Source organism: Clostridium sp. AF23-6LB (genome assembly GCF_003461085.1).
Classification (GTDB): Bacteria; Bacillota; Clostridia; order Lachnospirales; family Lachnospiraceae; genus Coprococcus; species Coprococcus ammoniilyticus.
Window position 1 is genome coordinate 205,764 of record NZ_QTWK01000002.1, and the last position, 13,482, is coordinate 219,245.

Below are 13,482 nucleotides of genomic sequence, written 5' to 3' on the forward strand. Positions count from 1 at the left end.
TTTTATTTAATAGTAAATGTAAATTTCTCAACCAGCTTATCGGTATCATCATATACATATAAGGTTGCATCTCCCTTGATCGCAGATGACGGATCAATGCTCATCCATGTTGTATAACGATTCTTTACCTCTCCAAATGTAATGTCATTACTCTTTGTACCATCTGAATATATTACATACCCTTTCAGACTCATAGATGCATCATTTTCATTCAGATACATAGTATGTACATAGATCGTCTTGCTGGAATCCGCAGATGTCTTCTTATTTTTGTAATCATCCAGTTTATCATTTACAAATGATTCTACTGTCCATCCGATCAACTTTGTATAATCATCTTCTGCCGAACCATAATCTGCATAACGAAGATCACAGAGATAACTCATCGTTGTCTCATCACTGCGATCCTTATGATCCTTTACATAAGCTGCTTTTGCCTTGTTGATCTTATCCGTTACATCTTTCTTTGTAACCTGCTCGTATTTCTCAACAGCACCCTTGTAATCCTTGCTCTTGTAAAGAGAGCTTCCCCATTTTGTATAAGCACTGTCAATCTTCTTTGTGCAATCTTTATACTTGGAATCCACCTCACCGTAAGTCTTGATCGCATCCTCAAACTTCTTATCTGCCAGATATGTCTCTGCCTGCTTGATCAGACACTCATTTGCCTTATCGGAATAATCGGAATATTCTGATTTCAGGAACAGCTCTTTTGCTGCCGCATACTCTTTAGCTTCCATTTTGTCAGATGCATTATTGTAGTAACATTCCTTGATCTTATCTGCGGCATCCTTATAATCTCCGGCTGTCTCGTATGCCTTGACTGCCTCATCATATTTCTTCTGCTCTGCAAGTGTCTCACCATTCATGTAAGAACACTCTTTTACTTTTTCTGCCGCTCCGGTATAATCTCCTGCCTTTGTATAATACTCAGCAGCTTCTGTATATTTCTTCTCACCGTAGAGCTTCTCTGCCTGATTGAAATAACACTCTTTTGCCTTATCTGCTGCATCCTTATATTCATCTGCAACTGTTTCCAATGCAATTACTTTCTCATAAGATGCCGCCGCATCAATATAATTGCCTTCTTCTGCAAGACTTGCTGCATACTCATAATATACGCCGCCATTTACCTTAGTCTCTGCATCCTTCATCCAGCCGGCTTTCTTATACAGTTCAACTGCATCATCGATCCGTCCATCCTTATAAGCCTCTTCTGCCTTGTTATAATTCAGATACTTTGGAACAACATAAGCAGCTCCACCGCCAAGAGCAAGAACAACTACGATCAGAATAATGATCAGTGCTACTTTTCCACCCTTGCCTTTTTTCTCTTTTGGCTGCTTTGGTGCCTTTGGTTCTTTTGAAGCCTTTGGAGCTTTCGGCTGTTTCGGAGCCTTTTCCTTTTTTGACTTTTTATCTTTCTTTTTTTCATCCTTTTCATTTACAGGCATACCACCCATAGCACCTGGCTGGCCAGGGATTGGTCTTGGCTGAAATGGCGGGATCCCATTCTGTGGTGCTGCACCCGGCTGACCCTGCATTGGTCTTGGCTGGAATGGCGGAACCATCCCATTTGGTCCCGGCATCGGACGGCCATTTGGTCCCGGCATTGGGCGGCCGTTTGGTCCCGGCATCGGCATTCCCTGATTCTTCAGCATATCGGCTGACAGAACCGTTGTACCTTCTTCATCCTCATTTTCTTCAACCTTCTTATCCAGATCAACTGCCTTTAATACAGTCGTCCCTTCTTCTTCCATTTCATCTGTATCAACAACAGCAGCATTTGCCTCTTTGCTGATGTCCGGCAATTCCTTTCCTATATCCTCATTTTTTGATACATCTGCTACCTGGGAAGCTACATCCTCCATTCCGACACTGTTACCGTTGTCAGCTGCCATATCCTCAACTTTTTTCCCGCAAACAGGACAAACCTTCATATCCGGTCCAAGTTCGCAACCACAATTATCACAATACATGACAGTTCCTCCTTATTTAATCTTGAAGAAAAATTCTTCATTTGAAAGCTGTATCGTACTATTATCCGGGATCACAACCTCAATATTGCTGTAAAGCATCTCCCCATTCAGGTATGTGTGATTGGTTGAATTATTATCCCTTAAATAATAAACACCATTTATATTTGTGATATAAGCATGTCTTCTGCTGACAGATTTATTGTCTGTAATCTTGAAATCAACACCCTGGTCTGCCTTACCCATACAGAATACCTGCTTATTAATATAAATCTTCTCTCCGGTTCTTTTTCTGACAAGAATTGGACGCTTCAGACCATCACTTAATGATTTCGACAATACTGTTGTCTCATCCTCGCTGTCATCCGGCTTTCTGGTTTGTCTGTCCTCGGACAGTCTGCCAATCTCTTCGTTTCTTCTTCGAACCTCCATCGCCAGTTTTCTGGCTTCTTCATTGTTCTTTCTGGCTTCATATTCTGCACGCATTCTGGCTTCCTCTGCGCGCATCTCTTCTTCCCGTGCCAACCGAACTTCTTCTGCCAGTCTTTCTGCTTCTGCCGAAGCTCTCCGGAATTCTTCTTCCGCCTGACTTGCCTGTTCCTCTGCCAGTAATCTGGCTGTATTTATCTCTTTTTTAGAATTCTCATCCTCCGCTTCCCGCATCTTACATGCATATAAAACTGCGGTCTGTGATTTGTTATTATATTCTTTTTCTGCGGCCTGTTTGTCAATCTCTGCCTGTATTCTGGCAGCTTCAGCGAGCATCCGCATCTCCTCTGCAGATCTGGCAACATTTGCCTGCTGTTTTGCATACTCTGCCAGCCGTTTTGCCTCACTCTCGGCGTGGAGCCTTGCGATCTCGGCATTTCTGGCAGCTTCCTCGGCACGAAGAATATTAATCTCCATCTTCGCATGATTTGCTGCAATCTCTTTGGTCTTTGATGATGTTTTCTCCGTATTTACCAGCAACTGGCTCTGCGCCCGTAACTCCCGGATAAACAAATTGAACTGGATCGCATTGAATTCCTTGTGTCCATTCAGATACTCTATGATCTGATTTGCACATTCGATCGCCGGTGTATGTGCATAGACAAGCACTGACAGAAAACTTCTGATAAACTCTTCTACACCTGTCATATCTGATGGATTATCAAATGGGAGAAATATCAACTGTACACTGAAATCATTCAATCTTACATACATATATTTCAGGTCAAATACGATCTTTCCCAATTTCAGACCGTTATGTACCATAGACACCATCTGTCTGCTGATACTGTACAAATACTCTACCAGTTCATCCCGGAATATCGGCTTCCCGATCAACTGTTCCATCGTCAGATCACCTTCAATACAGTATTCCAGTATTCTTTCACCTTTTACAAATGTTTCTTTACAGGTATTTGTATTTCCCGCAAAAGGCACATTATATATCTTTATCTCTTCCTGGTTCAGTGTCATTGATTCATCTAATTTGTAACGAACTCTCTGTTCCCTGCTCTTTTGCGTCATAAAGCCCTCCTCCACAAAGGAATCTTTCATTTATATGTCTCCTGAACGCCCCTTTTCTGTTACTCAAAAATAGTTTCAGAAAATGGGACAAACTCCCAGAGTTATTATAACAAACCACTTTGTAAAAGTAAATGCACAACAAAAAAGAGACTGGAAACATTCCAATCTCTTTTCAAGAGGCGCGAGCCGGATTTGAACCGGCGATGACGGTGTTGCAGACCGGGGCCTTACCACTTGGCTATCGCGCCATTTATTAAATTTTAAAGCTTTCGCTTTAAGCTCCCCGAGTAGGGCTCGAACCTACAACCCCTCGGTTAACAGCCGAGTGCTCTACCATTGAGCTATCGAGGAATATCCTTCGTCAAAATCCATCCAGCAGGGCTCCTGCAATGCCATCTCCCTACAAATTCTATCATTTAGATAAAATACGCAGAAGGAGGGATTTGAACCCTCGCGCCGCGCGAACGGCCTACACCCTTAGCAGGGGCGCCTCTTCAGCCACTTGAGTACTTCTGCAAAATGCCTAAATGAAATGTTCCCACCAGGGATATTAAATTTTGACGCTAGTACATGATAACAAAGGATATATTGTTTGTCAAGTTTTTTTTACTCAATATTCATATATAAATGCCATGTATAGGATGCCTTATATGTGTTCCTGCCAACCTGAACCTCTGGAATAACATACATTGCTGTATATTTTCCCTCAATACAATTATTATATTCATAGGAATTTGTTCCGGCACCAACCGTTGCAACCTCATACCATTCCGGCTTTTCTGCCTTGATATCATTACATGCATATACATGATATTTTGTTACATTCTTTACACTTTCCCAGTTGATCTCTACAGAATTTCTTCCGGTACGCTTCATACTGATCTTTGCCTGTGGGATCACAGTCTGCATATCTGTCCATTTACCAAAATACTTCTTGCCATTGATCTTGACATAGGCTCTGACACGAACCTTGAAGCCTTTATTTTCAACGGAAGGAATGTTGATACTGAGCTTTGTTTTTGTAGAATAATACAAATTCAATCTTCTTCCTTCCAGTGAATATACTTCCATCTGATATCCGGTTGGATCATACTTATCACCAGCCGCTTTTGTCCATCCAATTGTTACAGTATTGCTTTCTGTTGGCTGCCACAATAAATTGTTATACCGGAATGCCGCTACTCTCTTTGGTCTTTTTGGTGATGAATAGAAATCATATGCTTCGATATTTCCACCCTTTGCCATAAAGCCGGAGCTGGAACGCTTTACAGGTACAACACGGACATTATTAACAGATCCGGTTCTGACACGGATCGATACCGCATTTTTCTTTACAACCGCTTTTTTCTTATCATTTACATATACAATATAACGGTTTGCACCTCTCACCTTATCCCACTTAAATCTGATATAATGAGGAGTCGCCTTGATCTGCTTGATCGTAGATTTTGCTGTCTTAGATGGCGAAGTTACTACTTCTAATCTCTTTCCTGCAGGTCCGATCTTATATTTTCCATTTTCTTTTTTATAAACAGCCTTTACAACTACATAATATGTTCTGCTTGACGTAAGGTTACTAATTTTTTTCTTTGTATTTTTACTTCCTACAACATCACATGTTTTATTTGTCAGGCGCTTATATTTTCCATTTCCTGATGAAATAAACACATCATAACCATATGCATTTTTCAGGCTCTTCCAGCTCACCGTAACCGAATCCTCTTCTGACCGGGTCTGTGTGAGTCCCTTTACTTCGCTTGCTGCAGATGCCTTCAATGTTCCGTTTGAAAAAAAACATACTGCCATCATAACAAATATAAATGCCTTTAATATTGATAAGTTTCTGTTTTTCATGCCAATCATTTCCTTTTTGTTAAAATTATATTACAAAAATATCAAATTTCTGATACATAGTCAATATTTATTTCATTTTAGTCTTTTTTATGGTCTTTATTATATATCATTCTGGTCTTGAATCCTAGTCCCTGATTATAAGATTGAAATTATAAAAAACACTGGAAAAACCATCAAAACTTATGATTTCTCCAGTGTTTTTTCAACTAAATACTTTTATGATTATTAAAGTAAAATTTTAATAATACTTGCTCATGTACATACTCATATACCATGTGGCATCTGCCTTATATGACTTCTTACCGATCTTTACAGTTGGTATAACATAAAATCCTGCATACTTACCGGTTTTCAGCTTTTTAACAGTATATGATGTTGTTTTCTTTCCTACTTTTGCAACCTTATACCATTTTTTATTGCTGGTAAATGAACCTGCATTCTTGCATGCATAGATAGTATAGCCTGTAGCATTTGAAACTTTCTTCCATGATAATTTTACAGAAGTCTTTGACTTTCTTGTAAGTTTAACATCTGCCTGAGGAATTACAACCTTAGTTTTTGACCATTTGCTGTAACACTTCTTACCATTTACTACAACATAACTTGAAACCTTTACTCTGAATCCTTTATTCTTTATTGCCTTCAAGCTAAATGTCTTGCTTCTTGTATATGAATTGGTAATATTATATGTTTTCAGCTTTTTCTTACCATCAACTGAATAAACAGCAATTCTATATCCCTGTTCATAGAACTCATTATTATCATTTCTATCCCAACCAACTGTTACTTTAGTTTTGCTATATTTATCCCAACTTATATTATGATAGGCTAAACTTGCAACTTTAACAGGAGCCTTAGGTGCAGTTTTAACACCAGATATCGATTCATAATTATAACTATAGATTGCTTCATATCCTGTTGAAGATACTCTTACAGGATATACATAGTATGTGCTTTGTGTTCCTGCTTCGGCTTTAAGCTTTACAGAAGTCTGTGAGCCCTTAACTTCTGCTACTTTTACACCATTTGTCATATTATTATCACGATATATAACATATTTTGTAGTACCATAAGAAGGTGACCACTGTATTGTTACTGAATTATATGTTGCACCAATCTGTTTAACTGTGCCCAGTGCGTCTGATGACGGTGCTGTAACAATTTCACCTGTAGCTGCCAAATTCTCTTTTGCATTATAAACATAACCAGTGCCACTTACATATGTTTCATATACAGGCACGGCTTTTACTTTATATGTACATCCCACACTTAAGCCAGTATAAGTATACTCTGGTTTATAACTATCTGGATAAATATCATCATCTACTCTTTTCCATTTAGCACCATTATTTGATGAATAATAGATGTAATATCCTTTTGCGCCATCAGCACCATTAAATTCTATCTTGGCTCTATTCTGCCCTACTTCTGTCTGCCTGATATTTGTAACATTTGTCGCTGCCATAGATGTAATACTCATCGCAAACAGCATAATACTTGTAATTGCCAGTAAAAGTAATGATTTACTGAATACTCTTTTCTTTTCCATAGAACTCTCCTTTACTTTTTAAAACTTTTTGCTCTGGCTGATTCAGCCCAAGAATCAGCCTATAATAATAATTTACGATATATTTGATCTCGTGTCAATTTGTTTTGATTAGTGAATACTGCCAATTTTATTTATGCAGTTTGTACACATTTACACAGATTTTAAATACATCTTGCATATACTTTATATAAGTGTACGCATTCAAAGCATTTCCTTTTTATACAGTATTTTTTTCTAAATGATTTATTTGTCGTACGAGATCAACTGATTGATTGCATCCTCTCCTTCCTGATAAAATACTTTGATAGAATCTCCCGGCTGAATGAGGATCAGACTTTCATTTTCAGCAAAATCCTGCTTGTAGACATTTCGTTTTTCATCTGTAATATACACATAGGTACTATCCTCTAACTGGATGAACTGAATGTCTTTGACCGTGATCTGCTTGTTTGGAAGATCGTCGGACAGATCTTTGCCCGTCTTTAATCCATTCTGTGCCAGCAGTTTATTATAAGATATCAGTGTTTCCTTCTGTGTATTTCCGGTTGCTACGATGTTGTATTTCTCGACATCAACCAGTGCATACATTTTGACAAGACCACCGTTATCCTTTAATACCATGATATAAGTAGGAATACCACCAATATTTATTAATGAAGGGAAGGATGCTTTATATCCAAGGTGCTGTACCTGACCTTCTGCTGATGCCATGGCAGAATGCTCTTCCGCTCCTGCGATTGAATAATATTTACTCTCTCCGGTACGAAGATTGATCATAACAAAACCGATATTGGATTCATCTCCATTTACGGAAGTTACGCCGGTGTATACCCACACATCTCCGTTCATGACCTTATAACCATAATCATCTGTTGTCGTTTTGCATCCCTTATTTCCAAATACACTGTTCCAGTAGCCACCGGATAATTTTCCGTACCAGTCATATTTTCTGCATGCAAGATCTCCGTCATAGACACGGTCTACCCATTTTGGTACATCACCGACTGCATGATATTCAGTATCACCGGTACATGGATCACAGATTACGATGCCCTTTACATCCTTTGCTCCGAACAGACCTGCATTTGCTGTCAGTACCGGACAGATATAATATGGATTTCCGTTATCATCCAATTCCAGATAAAAGCCTTCAAACATAGCCGTCGGATATGCCATTTGCACATGACGGTACAGATTCTGATTAAAATATGCAGAAGGTGAATAGATCATTGGTTTTTCAAGCTTTACATATTTTGCTTCATTCTTTACCGGATCGACGAGTACATATCCCGGTATACCGCTCTTTTTATTATTCATATATTTGATGAATCCGGCATATTCCAGAGCTGCTACCTTCATCGGACTTCCATTGTAATCGATCGTACTGTAGTCACTGCTTACTTCGTACTGGCTGACTACATCAGATAAAGAACCGATCGCACGTTCACCGATAATAACTGCGGTATCTGTATCCATCAGTGCTATATCATTGATCTCTTTGCTTTCTACGATATCAGTCTCAAAATCACCATCTTCGATCTGTATCAGTCCGGCATATTTGGAAGATGCAAATAATTTAGATGATCCGATCCATCCAACAAGTGCTGCCAGAATCATGATTCCGATCACAATACCAAATATCTTCGTCAGTTTTGGTGATACAGGCATATCATCCATCTGTTCTGCCTTTAAATTCAATGTACAAATAAAAAGTGCAACAACTGTTACGATCATCCATATCCAGAATTCAACACTGTGAAGATTGATTGTCGGCGTTAATACATAATATAATACTGCTTCTATTACGATGATTACTGCCAGCATGATAAAATTCCATTTACCAAATTTTCTGCCGGATTGGTCTGCATCATAATAACTTTCTTTTTTCTTTTTGTTCTTACCCATATCCATCACTCTCCTTTTTTACGGAAAAAATGCGCCAGGAACATCCCAGCGCATCTCTCTTAAACATTTACTATTTAAATGGCTTTGAACATCACAATGCTATTGTAACCTGATGCACATAATTATGTATAGCTGTGAATATCCCTATTATAATTCTTTAATATATCAATTTTGATATAATAGAACGAAAACAGCTTTATTCTATATTATTCCTGCTGTTTCAGATAATCTGCAACCGCTGTTTCGTACAGATTATTTCCTTTGCTGTCAATTACTACAATAACAGGCAGATTTTCAACTGTCATCTTACGGATGGCTTCTGTTCCCAGATCATCATATGCAACGACCTCTGATTTCTTGATACATTTGGAAAGGAGTGCACCTGCACCGCCTACCGCAGCAAAATATACTGCCTTATTTTCTACGATGGCATCAATAACTGCCTGACTTCTCTTTCCTTTTCCGATCATTCCATTCAAACCTTTTGAAAGAATGAGTGGTGTGTATTTGTCCATACGACTGCTGGTTGTTGGTCCTGCCGATCCGATGACCTGACCTTTTCTTGCAGGTGTTGGTCCCAGGTAATAGATCACATTTCCATCCAACTGGATTGGAAGCTTTGATTCATCATTTTCATTCTCGATCAATGTATCATACATTCTCTTATGTGCAGCATCTCTGGCACTGTAGATCACACCTGATATATATACATAATCTCCTGCATGAAGGTCTTCAACCTGTTTTTTATCAAATGGTGCTGTAATATGCTTATCCATTTTTCTCATCTCTCTCTTTTTATTCTTCTATAAAATAAATTCTGTAATTCATATCTGCCATATATTGACCTTAATGACAGCTTTTGAGATTCATTACAGAATCCTCGTTACATGTCTGTTGACATGACAGCACATATTTACTGCAAGCGGCATACCTGCGATATGTGTTGCATAAGTCTCGATATTAACTGCAAGTGCTGTTGTCTTACCGCCCAGACCACCCGGTCCGATTCCTGTATGATTAACGGCATCCAGAATCTCACTCTCAATTCTTGCAATATGCTCATATGGTGAATGTTCTCCGGCTTTTCTGGTAAGAGCTTTCTTTGCAAGCTTTGCAGCCATTTCAAAATCTCCGCCCAGACCTACACCTACAAACATCGGAGGACATGCATTGGGACCTGCATCCTTGACTGCCTGAAGAACGGCTGCTTTTACGCCTTCTTCTCCATCAGCAGGCTTTAACATGAACACACGGCTCATATTCTCGCTTCCGAATCCCTTTGGTGCGATCGTAATCTCTATATTTTCGCCCGGTACAATATCATAATGTATGATTGCCGGTGTATTGTCCTTTGTATTTTCACGGATCAGCGGATCTCTTACAACAGATTTACGAAGATATCCTTCTGTATATCCCTGTCTGACTCCTTCGTTCACTGCATCAGTCAGATTCATGCCTTCTACATGAACATCCTGTCCGACATTAATGAAAAATACCGCCATTCCTGTATCCTGACAGATTGGTATCTGATCCTCTGCTGCTATATCCAAATTTTCACATAACTGCGAAAGAATCTGTCTTCCAAGTACACTGTCCTCTTCTTCTGCAGCATTTCTGACTGCCTGTTCCATATCCTCTGACAGCTTCAGATTTGCCTCAATACACATTTCTTTTACAGTCTGAATAATCTCATCTGTATTAATTGTACGCATTTTCTTATCCTCTTTTTTTAGTTATCCAGAAAATCATCATCATTCTTTTTGTAATATGGATCTTTTCTTCGTTTCATATATCTGTATATATGAGCCATCAGTGTCAAAAATGCCAGTGCAATGACCAGTACGATCATTATATACAGGATATCCATAATATAACTGGAAAGACCTGCCGTATTATTGGATGATTCCAAAAATTTACTTAATCTGTCATTTTTGGTAATAATATTCTGTGCTTCCGTTGTTGCCTCTGTTGTTGCTGTTTTAAATACAATGCCGTTGATAGCATTATATAACCCCAAATATATTTTAGCTGGCATATCCCACCTCCAATTTTTAGTAACTTTTTACCTTCTTTATGAATACCGGCTGATCTTATTCAGCCGGTATCCTTTATATTATTCTTCTGTTGAATCTTCTTCCGATGACTGTTCTTCTGATACTTCTGTATCTTCTGTTTCTTCTGTTTCTTCCGGATTTTCTCCTTCCGGATCCTCATCGTCAAATTCTTCTTTTTGTACTTCTGTCATGGATGCTACCTTGACATTATTATCATAGTTCAGGTTGATAACCTTTACACCGGAGGTTACTCGTCCAAGTGTAGATATTCCATCACAACTTGTACGAATAATGATTCCTTCTGTGGTGATGATCATAACATCATTTTCATCGGTAACGATCTTCGCACCTACAAGATCACCTGTTTTTTCTGTGATCTTGTAGCATTTTACACCTTTACCACCACGATTCTGGGCATTAAATTCTGAGATTAATGTCCTCTTACCCATACCATTTTCGGTAACAAGCAGGATTTTTTCTCCCTGTGAACTCATCTGCATGGAAATTACGATATCATCTTTTCCAAGATGGATACCCTTTACACCCATGGAAGTTCTTCCGGTCTGTCTGACGTCTTTTTCATTAAAACGAATCGACATACCCTTCTTTGTAATCAGGAAGATATCATCATCTCCATTTGTTGCTTTCACTTCGATCAATTCATCATTATCACGCAAAACAATAGCTGTAAGTCCTGTCTTTCTCACATTCTGATATTCTAAGATATCTGTTTTCTTTACCATACCATTTCTGGTTGCCATGAACAGATATTTACCATCCTCGTAGCTCTTTAACGGAATGACTGCTGTGATCTTCTCACCTGCCTGAAGCTGAAGAAGGTTTACGATTGCAACACCTCTGGCTGTTCTTCCTGCTTCCGGTATCTCATATCCCTTCAGACGGTATACTCTACCGGTATTTGTAAAGAACATCAGATAATTATGTGTCGTTGTTACGATCAGATTCTCAATGTAATCTTCATCGATCGTCTGCATACCACGGATACCCTTACCACCACGATTCTGTGCCTTGAAGAGGTCTTCCGGCATACGCTTGATATAACCGAGCTTTGTCATGGCTATGACAATATTTTCTCTCTCGATCAGTTCTTCGTCTGTTACTTCGTCAACATCTCTGCCAAGAGCGGTTCTTCTCTCATCACCATATTTCTGAGAAATAACAAGAAGCTCATCTTTGATAACTCCAAGTAATTTCTTTTCATCTGCAAGAATTGCTTTCAGATAACTGATCTTATCCATCAGTTCTTTATATTCTGCCTCTAATTTCTCACGTTCCAGACCTGTCAGAGCACGAAGTCTCATATCTACAATTGCCTGTGCCTGAATCTCTGTCAGTCCGAATCTTTCGATCAATGAATTCTTCGCATCCTGTACACTCTTAGAACTACGGATAATGTTGATAACTTCATCGATATTATCGAGTGCGATCAACAATCCCTTTAAAATATGTGCCCGTTCCTCTGCCTTATTCAGGTCATACTTTGTACGTCTGGTTACTACATCCTCCTGATGCTTCAGATAATATCCAAGCATCTGGCTAATATTTAAGATCTTTGGAACACCATCTACAAGTGCCAGCATATTAACACCAAATGTATCCTGAAGCTGTGTATGCTTATATAACTGATTCAGAAGTACATTTGCATTTGTATCTTTCTTTAATTCGATGACAACACGGATACCTTCTCTGGAGGATTCATCTCTTACATCCGTGATTCCTTCTACACGCTTGGTCTTTACCAGCTCTACGATTTTCTGGATCAGTAAAGCTTTATTTACCATGTATGGAAGCTCCGTTACTACAATCTTATGCTTGCCATTTGGCATTGCTTCAATATCTGTAACGGCACGAACCTTGATCTTACCACGACCGGTTCTGTATGCTTCTTCAATTCCACGACGTCCAAGGATTTCTGCTCCCATAGGAAAATCAGGTCCTTTTATAATCTGCATGATCTCATCAATGGAGGTTTCTCTGTCTTCTTCTATACGATTATCAATGATTTTTACGGTTGCACCGATTACTTCCTTTAAATTATGTGGTGGAATATTGGTAGCCATACCAACCGCAATACCGGTTGTACCATTTACCAATAGATTAGGAAAACGTGATGGAAGTACCGTTGGCTCTTTTTCTGTCTCATCAAAGTTTGGTACAAAATCTACTGTATCTTTATTGATATCAGCTAACATTTCCATACTTATCTTTGATAACCTTGCCTCTGTGTATCGCATCGCAGCAGCGCCATCACCATCTTCTGAACCGAAGTTACCATGACCATCTACCAATGGATATCTTGTATTCCAGTCCTGAGCCAGTTTTACGAGAGCATCATAGATGGAACTATCTCCATGTGGATGATATTTACCCATGGTATCACCGACAATACGGGCACATTTACGATGTGGCTTATCCGGACCGTTGTTCAGTTCTATCATTGAGTGAAGGATTCTTCTCTGAACAGGCTTCAAACCATCTCTTACATCAGGAAGTGCTCGTGCTGCAATAACACTCATGGCATAATCTATATAAGACCGCTCCATGGTCTTCTTGAGCCCGACTTCACTTATTTTGTCAAAAATCTTATCGTCATCCATGTTCTTCTCCCTTT

9 protein-coding genes and 3 tRNA genes are annotated in these 13,482 nt (G+C 39.0%); all 12 read right to left on the bottom strand.

The window, feature by feature from the left end:
• Positions 1-2: 2 nt before the first annotated feature.
• Positions 3-1,979 carry a hypothetical protein gene (locus DWY07_RS05450; RefSeq protein ID WP_117822431.1) on the bottom strand — a complete coding sequence of 659 codons (1,977 nt, stop codon included), beginning with the start codon at positions 1,977-1,979 and terminating at the stop codon, positions 3-5.
• Between the two features lie 12 nt (positions 1,980-1,991).
• On the bottom strand, positions 1,992-3,518 hold the full coding sequence (locus tag DWY07_RS05455) for an FHA domain-containing protein (RefSeq protein ID WP_021944254.1): 1,527 nt from the start codon (positions 3,516-3,518) through the stop codon (positions 1,992-1,994).
• 147 nt (positions 3,519-3,665) lie between these two features.
• Positions 3,666-3,736: transfer RNA gene (locus DWY07_RS05460), tRNA-Cys, on the bottom strand.
• Between the two features lie 31 nt (positions 3,737-3,767).
• Positions 3,768-3,839: transfer RNA gene (locus tag DWY07_RS05465), tRNA-Asn, on the bottom strand.
• Between the two features lie 77 nt (positions 3,840-3,916).
• Positions 3,917-4,004: transfer RNA gene (locus DWY07_RS05470), tRNA-Ser, on the bottom strand.
• Positions 4,005-4,094: 90 nt separating this feature from the next.
• On the bottom strand, positions 4,095-5,342 hold the full coding sequence (locus DWY07_RS05475) for a fibronectin type III domain-containing protein (RefSeq protein ID WP_021944255.1): 1,248 nt from the start codon (positions 5,340-5,342) through the stop codon (positions 4,095-4,097).
• A gap of 238 nt (positions 5,343-5,580) precedes the next feature.
• Entirely contained in the window at positions 5,581-6,891 is a 1,311-nt protein-coding gene (locus DWY07_RS05480) for a fibronectin type III domain-containing protein (protein ID WP_117822432.1), read from the bottom strand.
• Between the two features lie 243 nt (positions 6,892-7,134).
• Positions 7,135-8,796, bottom strand: coding sequence for a hypothetical protein (locus tag DWY07_RS05485; RefSeq protein WP_117822433.1), 1,662 nt, complete (start codon positions 8,794-8,796; stop codon positions 7,135-7,137).
• A 206-nt stretch (positions 8,797-9,002) separates the two neighbouring features.
• On the bottom strand, positions 9,003-9,572 hold the full coding sequence (locus DWY07_RS05490; protein ID WP_117822434.1) for a Fe-S-containing hydro-lyase: 570 nt from the start codon (positions 9,570-9,572) through the stop codon (positions 9,003-9,005).
• 93 nt (positions 9,573-9,665) lie between these two features.
• The gene (locus DWY07_RS05495; RefSeq protein WP_021944259.1) at positions 9,666-10,508 is read right to left on the bottom strand and encodes a fumarate hydratase; all 843 of its coding nucleotides are present in this window, start codon (positions 10,506-10,508) and stop codon (positions 9,666-9,668) included.
• A gap of 17 nt (positions 10,509-10,525) precedes the next feature.
• Entirely contained in the window at positions 10,526-10,831 is a 306-nt protein-coding gene (locus DWY07_RS05500) for a hypothetical protein (RefSeq protein WP_021944260.1), read from the bottom strand.
• Positions 10,832-10,909: 78 nt separating this feature from the next.
• Entirely contained in the window at positions 10,910-13,468 is a 2,559-nt protein-coding gene (gyrA, locus tag DWY07_RS05505) for a DNA gyrase subunit A (protein ID WP_117822435.1), read from the bottom strand.
• Positions 13,469-13,482 lie beyond the last annotated feature (14 nt).